Genomic DNA, 16850 nt, shown 5'->3' with positions numbered 1-16850 from the left:
CAATGGAGCTAGTGGTGGAGAAGACGGGACGCGGGCATCGGAGTAAGCTGACTATTTTGCTACTGCTGCTTCTCCAACTGGGATGCTCAAATATATCTAGGAACCCAGTAAGCGAATTGGATCTAGAGAGTCCACAAGTTCCGGGCATCGAAGGTGCTCGTTATTGGGCCGATGTTGCTCCAGTCAATATCAGTGAACTGCTGGAAACAGCTCAACGTCAAAGGCGAACATCTGGGTTATCTTCAGATTATACACTAACACTATCGGGCGGAGGCGAAGATGGAGCCTTTGCTGCCGGCATTTTGAATGCATGGAGCGAATCCGGCACGCGCCCAGAATTTATGGTCGTTACCGGAGTTTCAACCGGTGCTTTGGCAGCGCCGTTCGCCTTCCTGGGTTCTGACTATGACGATGAGCTCAAAGAGTTGTACGGTGGGTTACCACCGTCCCGGATATTCAGAGGACGACTTGTAACTGGTATCCTAAGTGGTTCTTCTGTCAAAAGCTCTGACCCATTAAAACAACTTATACAGTCTTACATAACGGACGATTTTCTAGCGCAAGTTGCCAAAGAACATCGCCGCGGACGGCGTCTGTTGGTTCAGACAGTAAGCCTGGATGCACAAAGGCCAGTACTTTGGGATATGGGTGCAATCGCGAACAGCAATTCAGCGAATGCAAAAAAGGTATTCGCTGATGTAATACTCGCCTCTGCGGCAATTCCGGGCGTTTTCCCTCCGGTTTTAATTGATGTTGAGACTGATGAAGGTGTCCGGGATGAACTTCACGTTGATGGTGGTGTATATTCTCAAACCGCCTACGTGCCTGGATGGGATATCCCAAGGAAATATGCTCGCGGTGGCAAGCTGTATGCAATCCGAAACGGCAAAGTTGAGCCAGAACTTAGAGTTATTGAACCGGGGGTCTTCCAAGTGTCTGCACGCTCGCTTTCTACGCTAATCAAGGCGCAAGGCGTAGATGATCTTACGATTGCGTACAAACTAAGTCTGCAGCGAGACGCCGAATACCAAGCCACTTGGATTGGAACTGATTTCGAATATCCTCTAGCTGAGCCGTTTGATCCAGAGTACATGCAAGCGCTGTTTGACTATGGTTATCAGCGTTTTAACTCTGCGACCCTTTGGAGCGATCGTCCGCCTCGGTAAGCACGATTACTTTATTAGCGCCAAAGGGATCGTTGCTTCAGTTGGCTTGTCAGGTAAATCATAATCATTAATGTATGCACTTATGTCGATGAATGAAACTGAGCGCAACCGGTTACGACTTTGGCGCCGCTGGCAAGTCACGTTTGATCATTTTAAGTATCCGCCCCCTATGCAGAGGGTGCATCAAGCACTTGTTATTCATCCTCAACCGTGGACAACTCGCGGTTTGGCTAAATATACTAATTTGCCTCAGACAAGCGTGAGACGGCAGCTGACTTTCCTGGCTAACCCGAACGTGCAACGTGTAGACGATGGGTTTCAAATCACAGAGTTGGGATTGGCTTTGAACTGGACTGTGCATCGCGAACTGACAAAGTTCGTTCGAGGCGGGCATCGATTTAGCCAAGAGCTAATTTCCGCACACAAGCAGTCAACTGGTGCGAATGGTGTGGGCGGGGCCGACTACGAATGGCTTGCTACGCATATCTGGTGGCCAGTAATTGAGGCGCCGGAAATTCTGGACGCGTAGGTTGTTTGATAGTTTGGATTGGCAACGCCTTAAAGCTTGAACGAGTGGATGTCAGTTGTTCGTAGACTTAAGCGCTTATGTGGTTGCAAAGACTGCAGGAAACGAACTGACAATAACTCTAACTCAATTACCTACAATTGTTTAATGGGGGCAAAGGACGTGGCGGCAAAGAAAAAAATCTCTAAGAAGTCCTATGAGACAGAATTGAAGAGATTGCAGGTGGAGCTTTGCCACCTCCAAGGATGGGTGCAACGCACTAAAGCAAGAGTTGTTGTAGTATTCGAAGGGCGCGACGCTGCAGGAAAAGGCGGCGTCATCAAACGTATTACCGAGCGTGTGAGCCCACGAGTTTTTCGGGTCGTTGCGCTTCCTGCACCAAGCGACCGACAAAAGTCCCAAGTCTATGTCCAGAGGTATTTTGAACATCTTCCTGCAGGAGGCGAAATCGTCCTTTTCGACCGAAGTTGGTACAATCGCGCGGGAGTGGAACGGGTCATGGGTTTCTGTACCAACAAAGAATATGAGAACTTTTTGACCGATGCGCCCGGTTTTGAGCGATACCTTGTCAGGGAAGGTATCATACTTTTGAAATATTTTTTTGATGTTACTAGAGAGGTTCAGCAGGAGCGCTTCAAGGACCGCATGATCGATCCTAGAAAACACTGGAAACTAAGCCCGATGGACTTGGAGTCCTGGGCACGTTGGTGGGACTACACAGAAGCATATGAGAGAATGATATCGGCGACAGACAGTGTACATGCGCCTTGGTTCCGCGTTCCCGCAGACAACAAACGCCTAGCAAGGCTGAACTGCATTTCACACTTACTTCAGTCGATCCCGTATAATGAAGAGCCCTTTGTGCTTCCGGAATTGCCAAATCGCCGCGAACACAGGAAAGGTGCTCCGAAGTCCATTTCGTTCAAACATACTGTTCCGCAAAAGTACTAAACGGGCTTTGAGTCGGAACACGTCCTTTCACACTCCATTGGATTGCCCGATTTTATACCGCTTCACGTCCAAAGGTTCGCCCACCTAATAAGACAGAAAGTTTTGTCACAAGACTTTAGTTGATCGTCGTTTGTTCACTTAAAGCAGTGTTCGAAAAATTCGTCTATCTCACCTGATTGTAAAATTTCGGCTTCTTCTTCACTGTATGAATCCGGTACTTTTCCAGTGGTTCGATAGCGGACGTATTTATGTGCATAAACTAGGATAATTCCCTGCGCTAATTCATAGAATACTCTACTTTCGTTTTCATCTACTTCGACACCTTGTTTCATTATTTCATAAACACAATTTTCGGTGCCTGTTAGGATCGTCTCTTCGCCTAAGAATAAGTAAGAATGTGTCTTTTCATCTGCTGTAACTGGAACACCAGCTACACTGCAAAGGGCGATGCTGATAGCGCTTTTGATCAATTTTTTCACGTTGATAGCCCTTCTATTCTTCATAAATTGGCTTTTTTGTAAGTATCGGCCCAGTCTAGCAGCAGGATCGTTTTGTTGCACCCTTGTTCGATCATGCTCTACCATCGGACCATAATTTCCGGTTGCACCTGTGCAGCTTGTTCAAGACCGCATGGTGGTGCGGCGAAGTTAGGAGTCTGTTCATGGCAGAACCGATCGTGGTGGACAGTTTTATTGCTGTGACTCTTGGCATCGTTGTGTACTTTCTAGGATCAAGGCTCACAGAGCAGTTTGGGTTTTTGCGCAAGTACTCAATCCCCGAGCCGGTTTCAGGTGGCTTACTGGCGGCACTAGTGACACTAGGCGTGGTAACTGTGACTGGGCGAGAAGTAGTTTATGATCTGGCGTCGCGCGACTCTTTGCTGATCTACTTCTTCACCACAATTGGTCTTAATGCGAAGTTCTCAGACCTAGTTAAAGGCGGCCCACTTCTCGGCCTCATGCTTGTTTTGACCATTGGGTATATGTTTATCCAGAATGGAATAGGCATTCTCGGAGCTTCACTATTTGGCTTGCCATCTCAGGCCGGTGTGATGATGGGGACAACGTCTCTCATCGGTGGTCATGGTACAGCCATAGCGTGGGGCCCAGTTGTTGAAGAGCAATACGCTGTAGCGGGGGCGGCGGAGCTTGGCATCGCCGCTGCAACGATCGGATTAATAATGGCAAGTCTAATTGGCGGACCAATCGCCAGCTACTTGATTGCGCGTGACCGGCTCGAACCAAGCGCGAAAGAGAAAACATCGATTTCCAGTTCCAATCAAGACGCTATTGAGGTGATAGCTTCTACTGATCCAACCGGTGGCCCGACGAATCCTGGAATGATGAGAGCTATTCTTTGGACGCATCTAGCAATTGTGATTGGCTTCATTGCAGATGAGTCGCTGGAATTAACCGGAGCAAACCTGCCGCTCTTCGTGCCATGCCTTCTTTCCGGTATTTTACTTGCAAACCTGACGCCGAGAGTTTTTCCGAAGATCAAGACACCAACGGGTACCGCCTCGTTGAAACTATTACAGGACTTTTCGTTAGCAGTGTTTCTTTCAATGTCTCTAATGAGTATGCAGCTTTGGACTTTGGCGGGTTCCGCTGGTGTTTTAGCCGTCACTATGACGCTTCAAGCTGCGGCTGCGGCAGCTTTCATCATATTCGTTGTCTATCGAACGATGGGGCGAAACTATTTTGCTGGCGTGATGTCTGCAGGTTTCGCTGGTTTCGCTCTTGGAGCTACACCAACGGCCATAGCCAACATGACGGCTGTGACGCATAAATATGGCCCGTCTCCGCTTGCCTTCATTGTACTTCCGCTGGTTTCAGCTTTTTTTGTCGATATTGCCAATGCATTTATTATCCAATTGTTCGTCTCGAACTTACCTTAGATTCAGGCTCAATTGAGTTTCATAGCCAGAAGTCGACCCCTGCAGCCAAAGCGATAGCGGAGAAGAACGTCGTTGGTTACCAATCGTATCGGCTATCGACACGCCATCAAAAAATCATCTCGATAAGGCTTCGGCGTTACAACGACGCTTGTCGGATTGAGCGGATATTTTGCTTTGCTTTTTTCCTGGGATACAGACGTGTATCCATTTTCTTCTCAATCTGCTGTGTAGGTCGTGCCCGAATTTAGTTCAACTGTAAAGCTACTATCATCATTTGGGCACTTCATGCTGACGCGGACCTATTATTTAGCGGCGTTAGTCGGGCAAGCTACGTTCCAAGAGGGGGTTAACGAGCCCAATCGAAGGTCGCTCAAACACATTTAGCAGCAGAGTTTATCGAGTTGGGAAAACTCCTGCTGGCCCCCAACAGCAATTTACTAGTCTTTCAAGCCGCGCTGCATCCTTCCCACGTGGCGAAAAATGTCGGTGAGCATTGCCGTCATCAAACCAAACATGAAAAAACCGTTTGCACCAGTCATCCCGCCAAGCAACCTCTGGTGCTGTGGGACGACTACATCGCCAATACCCAAGGTCGTATATGCTACCAATGAGTAGTACACCGCCTCTTCCAGCGTGCTGAATACTGACATCTGCAAAAAAACTAGGGCCCACAACCAAACGCCAAATGTGGTCACGCTCATTATGCAAACCACGACCATGATCAATACAACCACGAATGACATAAATCGGTTGTCCGAATGGCGAAGCCACGGCTCCATTTTTTCAAGTACTTCATTGAGAACGCCCCACATTATCGCGCCTGTCATAATTGAGAACAGCGTGATAACTGAGCCCAGCAACAATTGACCAATCACGAGACTTTCTCCTTTGCCGTTTCTTGTACCGGTGCCGCCAAGGCAAAAGTTGCTTCGCACGGAGGTCCGCGCGCGGCACATGATTTTAAAGGTCGAAGGCGGTAACCCTAAGATTTCGAGTGCGGCTTATTTCTCCAGAACCAACTTTCTGCGTATCGCGAAGTGGCATTCGTCAGTTTTTGAATTGTCACACCGAAACATTCTTTTACCGGTAGCGCTTAAAATCATTATCAAAATCCTTCGACCTTTTATATTCTAAAATACGAATGAAATGGGGACTTTAGACTTGATTTCTGAGGTGCCAAAGCCACGCGATTGCAGGCCGAACGCGGTCGCCATGCAACTTTTGGCCTTGTTTCTCATGTTTAGCGCTTTAACGCCTTCGGTGTTGGCTGAGGAAGTTGAGGACTATTCCGGTCTCAGACTCAGCCTTCCATTTGCCTTTTATAATGAAACATTTGGTCTGAGCGCAGGCTGGGTAGAAGGACGGGTAGGTTACCTGCAACCTCAGGCTAGGATACTTGGCACAATTATTGCTGGTGACACTGGCTCAGCAACAGGTTTTCTTGCTGCGGAAGACTTACAGGTCCCTCGATGGAAGCGCCTCTTTATCGATCCCATATTTTCTCTCGGTTATTACAACGACGCAGACACATATGTAGACGGCAATCCGGATTTCGCAGGGGAGCGAGCTGGAACGAATGACTCGAACAAAGACAACTTTGTCACAGGAAGCGGTTCGGACGTGTTTTCGCGAGTCCGGTTCAAGTATCTTTTGCCGATAGGTCACGGTCGCAATCAAGTTGTTCCTGACTACAGTATACGCGATGGCTTCCTGGTTTCCGGCGCGACAGGTGGATCGTCTCTGAACCCATTTGAAAGTGGGCGAAGCTTTTTTGAGATAAGGCCGTTTCACAGAGCGTTGGTGAGCGACGGAGATGATTTCGACGGCGAGTTACGAACGAATGGTCTTGATTTCGTCTACTTCTGGGATAACCGTGACTTTCCGGTGAACCCCACGAAAGGCGTTGGCCTCAAGCTGCAATACTCAAGGGATTTCGGCTGGTTTGACAGCACAGATTCCTGGACTGTGATGCAGGCTGAATTTGATGCCTATCACGATTTTGGTGAGTCTGCGTGGTTTCGTAGTCGTGTGCTTGCATTCGATTTCTGGACTGCAGACACACCGTCATGGAGTGAAAATGGTGGAGTTATCTCCAATCGTCCTCCTCCTTACACTGGAGCCACGCTTGGAGGTTTGTTTCGTATGCGCGGCTTTCCGGAAGAGAGATTCAATGATCGTTCTGCCATCTACTATTCTGCGGAACTTCGCATGACCCCGTATTGGAATCCATTCGACCAATGGCCCGCCGCCCAAGAATTGCTGGGTGTTGAGTGGGTGCAGTTTGTTCCATTTGGTGAGATGGGCCGCGTCGCAGGCAGTTACGATCTTGGCGAACTGCATTCTGACATGAAATGGAGCGCTGGTATTGGGTTGCGCGCATGGGTTCAAGGCTTTGTAGTCAGAGCAGATACCGCATTTTCTGACGAAGGTGTTAGGCTGCAGATGATGATTGGACAACCATTTCAGTTTTGAAATGAACGCAGTTTCCTTCAGCCCAAAATAACTTTTTCTAAGCTCTGGAAATCTTGGAAACCAATTTGCGAAGTGCTAATTGTGCAGGCAGTGGTATGCCTCACATCAATAGCTTGAGGGCGAGTGTTAAATACAATTGCCAGCCATGCATTCCCGTATGCCAATCCATCCTCTTGTAAGGAACGCCTGTTAAGTCGCTTAATTCCAGCGCCATTCAAGCCAGCTACAAGCTATAGCCGACCCTGCTAATCTGTTGAGTTTTTGGCACTTCAATAGTCGGCATCTGGAAGACGGAACTGTATTTCTTAGGAACCACTTTAGTGGATCAGCTCAGAGGGACATGTTCACAACAAAGAAGGCTTCGAGCAGAACTTTCTTGTCAGGCCCATTGTATCAGTGAAACTTGGTCTCTCCCGCGCTCTCAGAAACCGTTGTTCCTTTTTCACCGCGAACGGCTGCAGGAACATCTGCGAGGGCGCAAATGATGGCGCGACCGCCCGAGGATCGCACAAAGTCTTGTGCAGCCTGGACCTTGGGGCCCATTGACCCGGCGGGGAAATCGTACTCATCCAATGAATCCGGAGTGATCGATCTAATACCTGTTTGTTCAGGCGTTCCCCAGTTCAGGAACACGGCTTCTGCATCTGTAGCGATAACAAAGAAATCTGCTCCAAGGTTCTGCGCCAGAAGGCACGAGGCAAAGTCCTTGTCGATGACGGCTTCGACCCCGACCAGTTTCCGTTCAGCACCTGCCTCGTACATCGTCGGGATGCCACCACCGCCAGCAGCGATCACGGTCGCGCCCTTTTCCAGAATCCAACGGATAGGTTCGACCTGAAAGATACGTTTCGGGCGGGGCGACGGCACAACGCGTCGCCAGTACTCGCCATCCGGTTTCACCGTCCAGCCCTTGTCAGCCGCCTCTTTCTTGGCGTCCGCTTCGGAATAGACCTGACCGATGAACTTGGTCGGGTTGTCAAAGGCCGGGTCGCTTGGGTCAACCTCGATCATGGTCAACAGGGTGGCGATGTTATGCTCGAAGGGCAGGATATTCCCAAGCTCCTGCTCGATCATATAGCCGATCATGCCCATCGTTTCGCCGACCAAAACGTCCAGCGGGTACTCCTCGACATCCGTATACATGATCTCTTGCAGAGCCAGCATTCCGACTTGCGGGCCATTGCCATGAGTGATGACGGTTTCGTGCGCTTCGCAGAGCGGGGCGAGGGCTTCTGCGGCAATCTTCGCGTTTTTGCGCTGATTGTCCGCTGTCATCGCCTCACCCCGTTTGAGAAGCGCGTTGCCGCCGAGTGCTACAACAACGCGTCCCATGGTTCAGGCTCCCAATGTGGCGACGAGGATCGCCTTGATGGTGTGCATCCGGTTTTCGGCTTGCTCGAACGCTATGTTCATGTCGCTTTCGAACACTTCCTCGGTCACTTCCATCTCGGTGATGCCGAACTGTTCGTGAATGTCCTGACCGACCTTGGTCTCCAGATTGTGGAAGGCGGGCAGGCAGTGCATGAACTTGACGGCTGGATTACCGGTTTTCTTCATCAGATCCATGTTGACCTGGTAAGGGCTCAGCAGCTTGATCCGCTCAGCCCAGACTTCTTTAGGCTCACCCATCGACACCCAGACATCGGTATGAATGAAGTCCGCGCCCTCTACGGCCGAGGTATCGTCGGTGATGGTCACACGTGCGCCGGTCTTTTCAGCCCGCTCCATCGCCAAGTCGCGCACATCGTCATGGGGCTGGGTTTCTTTCGGAGAAATCATCCGGACGTCGCAGCCCATGATCGCGCCCAACATCAGTAGCGAGTTGCCCATGTTCGACCGACAGTCGCCCGAATAGGCATAGACAATGTCCTTGCGAGGCTTGTCAGCGTGCTCGATCATGGTCTGCATATCGGCAAGCATCTGGGTCGGATGCCAGTCGTCGGTCAGGCCGTTATAGACCGGAACACCGGCATATTCTGACAGCGTTTCAACCATGTCCTGACCGGCACCGCGGAATTCAATCCCGTCGAACATGCGGCCCAAAACGCGCGCCGTGTCTTTCATCGACTCCTTGTGCCCGATCTGCGAGCCCGATGGATCGAGATACGTAATGTTCGCACCCTGATCGTAGGCCGCCACTTCAAAGGCGCAACGAGTACGCGTCGAGGTCTTCTCGAAGATCAGGCAGATGTTCTTTCCGGTCAGCGAGGGCTGTTCGGCGCGGGCGTATTTGGCGCGTTTCAGATCGCGGGCCAGATCCAGCAGGTACAGCATTTCACGCTGGCTGAAATCGGCGATTTTCAGATAGCTACGGCCTTTGAGATTAAATGCCATTTTGTCTCTCCCTAACAAAAAATCAGTGGGCGCAGGGGGCTGCACCCGTAGTAAATTCAATAGGCGGGGTCGCGGTCGATCGGGCAGGTCATGCAGTGGCCACCACCGCGACCACGCCCCAGTTCCTGACCCGAGATTTCGATCACCTCGACGCCGGCTGCGCGCATCTTGCCATTCGTAAACGTGTTGCGCGCATAACCGACGACCACACCGGGCGAGAGGGCCACGACGTTATTGCCGTCATCCCACTGTTCGCGCTCGGCCTGGAACTCGTTGCCACCGGTCGAGATGACCTCCAGCGAGTTCAGCCCCAGCGCTTCTTTGTAGACGTCGAAAAGGTGCCCTTCTTCGACCCTTGCATCGAACAGTTTCTTGTCGTCTGGGCGAAGTGAAATGCACGTGATCTGATCCGCGACTTCCGTGAATGCAGTCACTTTGTCGTGGTCAAGACAAGTGAAGACAGTATCCAGATGCATGGCCGCGCGGCTTTTAGGCATCGCGCATGCGACAACTCTCTCTGCCCCACCTTTTTGGAATAGTGCCTGCGCAAGAAGGGTAACAGCTTGACTCGTCGTTCGTTCACCCATCCCGATAAAAACGGTTCCTTTACCTACAGGCTGTACGTCGCCGCCTTCGACTGAGGCATTAGCAAAATCTTCATCGCTATCGCCCCACCAGATATCAAACTCGGATTCCTTAAACATCGGATGGAATTTATACACCGCACGCATCATTAAGGTCTCAGGTTTGCGAGCGGGCCAAAACATCGGGTTCGTTGTCACACCGTTGAATATCCAACACGAAGGATCTCGTTGGAAAAGAGCGTTCGGCACAGCGGGTAATACGAACTCACTTTGGGTGATCAAATCGTCGAATTTTGGGTCAATGGTCCCCTTGGGTAATTCCGCGAATATGATTCCCCCAAGCATGTGGCGCGCGAGATCTGCAGCTTTCATCTCGTCCAGCCAAGCTCTCATCTCAACAGACACACCAAGGCCAACAATTTTTGGAATGATCAATCGGTCAAGCATGAAAGACCTAGCGCTACTATCACTAAGCACTTCAGCCAATAGATCCTGGATGTCATAGACCTCGACCCCGCGTTCACGCATGAGCGAACAGAACTCGGCATGGTCCTTTCGAGCTTGCTCGACCCATATGACGTCGTCGAACAGCAACTCTTCGCAATTTCTCGGTGTCAGTCGATCATGTGCAAGCGATGGGCGCGAGACGATAACCTTGTTGAGCTTTCCGATCTCGGAATGAACGCCGAGCTTCATGGCAAATCTCCTTTCGAGGCAACAGTTGTCTGAATATCTTCGTCGTCGTTGGCCTGGCTCCAGCGGACCCAAACATGGATGGGAACACCTGCAAGCAGTAATACAGAGCCAATTAGTACGGTTTCCGCTCCGGACCCGATAAAGGCCCATACTGAGTAGATGAAGCCCAGGCCGCCGAGGACAACGACCTTGGTCAATTCCGGACCGTGCAGAACCTGACCACCCTTCAGGCGGATCATGATCTCGGCGACAGAGCAGACCGCGTATGGCAAAAGGCTCGCGACTACTGCAAGTAAAATGACAAAGTTGAACGCGGCAACCAACCCTTGCGCATAGTTCATGATAATCAAAACCGAGGCCAATACATTCGATAAAATCAACGCGTTTGCGGGTGTCCCGAATTTCGATTTTTTGCCTAATGCGGCCGGAAATACTTTGTCCAAGGCGGCGCCGTAAGGAACCTGCCCACTGAGCAGGGTAAAGCCATTAAGCGTACCAAAGGTCGAGATAACCGCGCCGCAGGCCACGAGTATTCCGCCGAATGCGCCGAACATGACCTCACCGACAGCGGCGAGCGGTGCTGATGATACTGCCAGAATGTTAGAGGGGATGACGCCCATCGAAACGGCCGTTACCGCAATGTAGACACTGGCCGCGATAATAACGCCGATGATGGTGGCGCGGGGAATGGTCTTTTCCGGTTCTACCACATCGCCAGAGGGCACGGTGGCAGATTCAAGTCCAAGATAGGCCCAAAGCGTCAGTGCCGCCGCTGCGGAAATGGCTGAAACTGCAGTCGTTCCACTTTGATTGACCGGAAGGTAATTTTCATGCTCGATCCAGAAGATGCCCAATGTGCCAATCAATATAAGCGGCGCGAGTTTGAGCACGGTGGTCACGATCTGAACTAAACCAGCGCCTTCGACCCCGCGGATATTAACCAGTGTCAGCGACCAAATCGCGACCAGAGCAGTCGATAGCCCGTACATGGGGACTTCGACGATGATCGGGAAAAGAAAGCCCAGATAGCCGATTAAGGCTACGGCTACGGCCGCGTTTCCCGTCCAGAGTGCAATCCAATATCCCCAGGCAATGATGAACCCTGCAAAGTCACCGAACGCTTCTTGCGAATAGGCATAGGGACCACCGGGTTTGGAAACGACCCGCGACAAGCGTCCGAAAATGATCGCAAGAACCAACGCCCCAGCCGACGTTAAAACCCACCCGCCAATTGCAATTGGTCCAAACGGTGCAAGCGATGCCGGAAGTAAAAACACACCTGACCCGATCATGTTTCCAACGACCAGAGCGATACAAGCCGTCAGCCCAAGGGCACCGGATGTCGATGTTGTCTCTGTGGCGGAGCGATCGGTCATTGCGACGGCTCAGTTCGATGTTGTGTCTGAAGTCTCGGTTGCTGGACCGTCAATCCCCGGATCAGTTATGGCCCCAACGGTGAGTGCCGCGCAGATGATCACGGCCAGAATTACGAGCAGCGGGAAAACAAAACGTAGCCACCTGTCGTATGACACGCGGCCAATGGCTAGCCCTCCCATGACGACGGCAAATGTCGGGTTGAACAGGTTCACCCATCCGTTTGCCGACTGGTACGCTGTAACCACAAGGTCACGACCGACGCCCGCAAAGTCTGCCAGTGGCGCCATGATCGGCATCGAAAGCGTGGCCAGCCCTGACGAGGACGGCACCAGGAATGACATCAAGATCTGAATGCCAAACATCGCGTTGATAAAGGCAAACTCGCTCAACCCCGAGACAAACCCCTCGGCTGCAGCAAGGATCGTGTCGGTAATTTTGCCCGCGTCCATAATGACGACAACACCGCGCGCGACGCCAATGATCAGGGCCACGCCCAGCAAATCGCGCGCGCCATCAACGAAGGTTTCCACAAAAGTCCCCTCGTCCATTCTGGACCCTTCATCCGCTTTCCCGACCCACCAAACGATGATGGACATCACCAGGAAGAGACCGGACATTTCGGCCATCCACCACCCCAGCGCGACAACACCATAGATCATAATGGCGAAGGTAATCCCGAACAGGAGCAAGATGGTGGAACGGGTTCGAGTCAACTCTGGCAAAGCGCCATCGCCGGCCGACCCTTTGAGAAAATGTCTTCTGTTTTCCTCGGCTTGATCCGCAACCACAGATGCAGAAGGATCGGCCTTTACTCGCTTTGCGTATCTCATGACAAAAGCGATACCAGCTGCCAGGCAGAGAATGAGGATAATGAACCTCAAAACGATGCCAGTCGTAAATGGAATACCAGCGCCTTGCGAAGCTACGACTGTTGCAAACGCGTTGAAGGTCGAGCCAAGAGTGCCGATTCCAGCACCTAGCATGATCACGGCAACACCGGTCAGTGAATCATATCCCGCGCGTATGAAAACCGGAATTATGAGAGCATAAAACGCCAGTGTTTCCTCAGCCATGCCGTAGCTTGTGCCGCCAAAGGCAAAAGCGATCATCAGAATCGGGATCATTAAAATCTCGCGGCCTTCAAGCCTATGCAGCAACCAACCAATGCCAGCATCGATAGCCCCTGTTTTGGTAACGACCATCAGGAAACCACCAATGACCAGTACAAACATAGCGACATCAATTGCTGCACTTGATGAACTTCCCAGAAGCCCAGGATCATACATACCTGCAATCGGGGCCAGGATGACGGCCGTAAGCCCCTGAGGGTTAGACTCGACTTCGTGATAGGTGCCCGGAACAGGAGCTTCGCTGCCCAGAGCTTCGTTCATCTGACGGTCATACTCACCGGCTGGAATAACCCAAGTTAGCACCGCGACAATAGCGATCAGAGCAAACAAGATTGTGAATGCAGTAGGAAACTTGAATTTGGACATAACTAACTCTCGCGTTGAAGGTACAGCGACGCAAAAAAACGAGCATGTATCTAGATTCGTTTCAATTTTTGGCGAGCCAAAATGGCTCAATGGAAAGTGAAAAATCGAGGGCAGGAAGTAGACTAGCAGTGATTCGCGCTGTGTTTGCGCGAAAATTTGCACCCACGTTGTAATGAAAGGGGCTTCTATGCAGCATGCTTTCCATGCCACGGATGACCGAGAAACACATCCGACAGCTCCTTGGGTGATCGAGAAAACTGCGTTAACCGAAACACTAGCTGTAGATCCTAAACACGGTTTGAGCTCGGAAACCGCAAAGGAACGCCTCTCCCGATACGGTCTGAACCGTCTATCCGAAACCGAGGCTGAACCGGCGTGGAAAATGCTGCTCGTTCAATTTAAGAGCCCACTCCTAATAATCCTTATGGTGGGTGCGGTTATTTCAGCTTTCACCGGACATTGGATCGACGCCGTGGCGATCTTCGTGATCGCGATCTTCAATGCCTTCATCTCGTTTTGGCAAGAGTTCAAGGCAGAACAATCACTCGCCGCACTTCGCGAGATGTCAGCACCTCAGGCTTTGGTAAGAAGGGATGGTGACCAGGTACAAATAGCCGCTTCTGATCTGGTCCCCGGCGACATATTGATAGTTAAAACAGGCGATATCCTTGCCGCTGACATTCGCTTTCTCCAAGCCAACAGAATGCAGGTTGATGAAGCTGCACTAACCGGAGAGTCCGAACCTGTGGACAAACATGATCGCAAGATCAACGACCAGGAGGTCGTTCTTGCCGACCGTCTCAACATGGGTTTCATGAGTACCCTTGTCACTGGTGGAACCGGCGAAGGCGTCGTGGTTGGAACTGGCATGAGAACCGAGGTTGGCCATATCGCGGATCTGATGTCAGCAGCTAAGGAACCAAAGACGCCGCTGCAGCTCAAAATCGAAGCACTTTCGAAGGTACTTATTATCGCGGCCCTTATCGTCGTGGCTATCGTCATTGGTATCGGCGTTATAAACGGCATGGACCTCGCTGAAATGCTAAATACCGCGATTTCTCTGTCAGTAGCAGCCATTCCAGAAGGCCTACCAACTGTCGTCACAATACTTTTGACGCTCGGATCTCAGAACATGGCTTCGAATAACGCTCTAGCCCGAAAACTGTCTTCGGTGGAAACGTTGGGCGCCACTTCTGTTATCTGCTCGGACAAGACTGGAACTCTTACACAAAACCAAATGCAGGTAATGCGCATTTGGGCTGGGGGCGAAACATGGGAGGTAAGCGGCGCTGGCTTTGACACGTCAGGTGAATTTCTGGACTCGAAGAACGAAGCCACAAAGGTCGAAGAGGGGACTCCTTTATGGCCTGTGCTGATGATCTCCGCTTTTTGCAACGATGCCCGGTTGATTGGTGAAGGTGCTGAGACCTCGGTGCAAGGTAACCCGACTGAAGGTGCGCTTCTGGTCGCTGCGGCAAAGGCAGGAATTGATGTCGAAGAATTGAGTGCTCGTCGGAGCGAGGCTCTTCAATCATTCCCCTTTGATTCAACAAGAAAAATGATGTCCGTCTTCGCACAGCTTCCCGATGGGCGGACTGTTTTGGTCGCAAAAGGGGCGCCTGACGTAATTTTGTCGCGAGCGGTTAAGGTCCGCATCGGCGAGGAGGAGCGCCAAATAACGCCTGAACTGCGAGCTGATATAGAAGATGTCATTGACAGCTTTGGTGAGCGGGCTCTCAGAACTTTGGCGGTGGCGTATCGCGAAGTTTCCCCAGACGAACTGGATCACGACAACCCCGAACAGGAAATCGTGCTCGCTGGTATCCATGGTATTATGGATCCCCCCCGACAAGAAGTGCCGCATGCCGTAGCAGAAGCCACTGGTGCCGGAATCCGTACGGTTATGATTACTGGTGATCACGCCGTCACCGCCAAGGCTATAGCCGAGCAAATCGGTGTACTGTCGGGTTCACAGCAAGCCGTATTCACGGGTGCTGAGCTCGATCAAATGAAAGATGAAGATTTAAATAGCGCCGTGAAGAACGCAGCTGTGTTTGCGCGCGTGACGCCTGAGCACAAACTTCGCATCGTCAAAGCACTTCAGACCAATGGTGAAGTGGCCGCGATGACTGGAGATGGCGTGAACGATGCGCCAGCGCTTCGCGCGGCTGACATCGGTGTCGCCATGGGGATTACCGGGACACAGGTTGCCAAGGACAGCGCCGCGTTGATTCTTCTGGATGATAACTTCACGACTATTGTCACGGCCGTTCGTGAGGGCCGTAGAATCTTTGACAACCTACTGAAATTCGTCCGGCAAGCTCTGACTGCCAACGTTGCGGAAGTTACCACTATACTTTTCGCTTTCCTGCTAATGGGCGCAGACCCCCTCCTTCCGATCACACCGCTTATGATCCTCTGGGTGAACTTGGTTTCAGATGGCTTACCCGCACTGGCGCTGGGATTTGAAAAAAGCGAGCCGGATCTAATGAGACGCCCGCCACGCCCGCGCGACGAGGACATGTTTGGCGGCGGAATGAAAGAGCGGATTCTGATTAGGGGCAGCGCATTGGGACTTCTGACCTACTACGTATTTCAAGAGTTTCTCGAACGCGGCGCCTCTCTGGAGCACGCGCAAACAGCAGCCTTCATGACCCTCATATTTGCCCAAATTTGGCATGTCTTTGACGCGCGAACTACAACGACGCTTTACCGTAAGTCGCCCCTTGGCAACACCATACTGCTGGGCGCAGTTGGCATTTCAATCGTTTTATCGTTGTTGGCAATTTATTCCGCTCCGGGCCATTTCGTTCTGGGCACGGTTCCGCTGCCTCTTTCACATCTGCTGGGAACGTTCTTTGTCGCGGCGCTTCCGACACTCGTGCTTTCTGGCTTAAAGGAAATGTTCAACCTTAAATTCGTTTAAGCGGAATGAGTGTGGTTAAAATGGCTAATCCAAAAATAGTGGTCACGTGTTTTACTTGGAAAGGAGGATCTTACTAAACTTGTAGACGGAGGGATTTAATCTTTTAGGCTTCTCGGATTAGTTTGCGGCGCGTTTTGAAGCGAACTCAGGAATAGTCATCGGCTTCTGCGGATTGCAAGTCGCGCCATAAACAGATCGAGGTTTCTTTTGTGGTTGGCCGTGTGGATTTCGGATTTTTTTCAACGGGGCTAGCGAGCCAGTCCTGCGGGAAAAAAAGACATTTGGCGCTAGAGTGACGCTGAAAATCGTCGAGGTAAGCTCGGCTGAAATGAAACACTGATAGCATAGGATATTTCCGTTGGGGAGCAAGCGATGGTGGCGCAGAGAACGCCCGCTTGGCATCCTGAAGTAGCAAAGAGGGGGAG

12 protein-coding genes are annotated in these 16850 nt (G+C 51.3%); 5 read left to right on the top strand and 7 right to left on the bottom strand.

Annotation, left to right across the window (positions count from 1 at the left end):
* Positions 1-56: 56 nt before the first annotated feature.
* Positions 57-1166 (top strand): patatin-like phospholipase family protein, encoded by a 1110-nt coding sequence (locus ACR0L1_RS06590; RefSeq protein ID WP_480857765.1) that lies wholly within the window; start codon positions 57-59, stop codon positions 1164-1166.
* Positions 1167-1854: 688 nt separating this feature from the next.
* Positions 1855-2643, top strand: a complete 789-nt coding sequence (ppk2, locus tag ACR0L1_RS06585; protein WP_336510111.1) for a polyphosphate kinase 2 — start codon at positions 1855-1857, stop codon at positions 2641-2643.
* Positions 2644-2777: 134 nt separating this feature from the next.
* Here ppk2 and ACR0L1_RS06580 read toward each other — a convergent pair whose 3' ends face one another.
* Positions 2778-3227: a hypothetical protein gene (locus ACR0L1_RS06580; protein ID WP_170753932.1), complete on the bottom strand. Its 450-nt coding sequence runs from the start codon at positions 3225-3227 to the stop codon at positions 2778-2780.
* Between the two features lie 77 nt (positions 3228-3304).
* On the opposite strand from ACR0L1_RS06580, the gene gltS reads away from it, so the two are divergent.
* On the top strand, positions 3305-4540 hold the full coding sequence (gltS, locus tag ACR0L1_RS06575; protein ID WP_170753934.1) for a sodium/glutamate symporter: 1236 nt from the start codon (positions 3305-3307) through the stop codon (positions 4538-4540).
* Positions 4541-4977: 437 nt separating this feature from the next.
* On the opposite strand, the gene ACR0L1_RS06570 is transcribed toward gltS, so the two are convergent.
* Entirely contained in the window at positions 4978-5415 is a 438-nt protein-coding gene (locus tag ACR0L1_RS06570) for an ion channel (protein ID WP_170355052.1), read from the bottom strand.
* 337 nt (positions 5416-5752) lie between these two features.
* Here ACR0L1_RS06570 and ACR0L1_RS06565 point away from each other — a divergent pair, with 337 nt between their 5' ends.
* Complete coding sequence (locus ACR0L1_RS06565; protein ID WP_170782788.1) at positions 5753-7012, top strand: BamA/TamA family outer membrane protein; 1260 nt, start codon at positions 5753-5755, stop codon at positions 7010-7012.
* A 393-nt stretch (positions 7013-7405) separates the two neighbouring features.
* Here the strand turns inward: ACR0L1_RS06565 and arcC are convergent, their stop codons facing one another.
* From arcC to ACR0L1_RS06540, 5 genes are read right to left on the bottom strand one after another with little or no spacing between them, the layout of a single operon-like run.
* Positions 7406-8344, bottom strand: coding sequence for a carbamate kinase (gene arcC / locus ACR0L1_RS06560; protein WP_480857763.1), 939 nt, complete (start codon positions 8342-8344; stop codon positions 7406-7408).
* A gap of 3 nt (positions 8345-8347) precedes the next feature.
* Positions 8348-9346, bottom strand: coding sequence for an ornithine carbamoyltransferase (gene argF, locus ACR0L1_RS06555; protein ID WP_170756246.1), 999 nt, complete (start codon positions 9344-9346; stop codon positions 8348-8350).
* Positions 9347-9402: 56 nt separating this feature from the next.
* Positions 9403-10626 carry an arginine deiminase gene (locus tag ACR0L1_RS06550; protein WP_170645282.1) on the bottom strand — a complete coding sequence of 408 codons (1224 nt, stop codon included), beginning with the start codon at positions 10624-10626 and terminating at the stop codon, positions 9403-9405.
* Complete coding sequence (locus ACR0L1_RS06545) at positions 10623-12002, bottom strand: amino acid permease (RefSeq protein ID WP_480857761.1); 1380 nt, start codon at positions 12000-12002, stop codon at positions 10623-10625. Before ACR0L1_RS06545 ends, ACR0L1_RS06550 begins: the two co-directional genes overlap by 4 nt.
* A 9-nt stretch (positions 12003-12011) precedes the next feature.
* Positions 12012-13661, bottom strand: a complete 1650-nt coding sequence (locus ACR0L1_RS06540; RefSeq protein WP_480857759.1) for a YfcC family protein — start codon at positions 13659-13661, stop codon at positions 12012-12014.
* A 25-nt stretch (positions 13662-13686) separates the two neighbouring features.
* Here ACR0L1_RS06540 and ACR0L1_RS06535 point away from each other — a divergent pair, with 25 nt between their 5' ends.
* Positions 13687-16425 carry a cation-translocating P-type ATPase gene (locus ACR0L1_RS06535; RefSeq protein ID WP_480857757.1) on the top strand — a complete coding sequence of 913 codons (2739 nt, stop codon included), beginning with the start codon at positions 13687-13689 and terminating at the stop codon, positions 16423-16425.
* Positions 16426-16850 lie beyond the last annotated feature (425 nt).

Source organism: Ruegeria sp. J8 (genome assembly GCF_056531925.1).
This window is presented reverse-complemented; position numbering and strand designations above follow the sequence as displayed.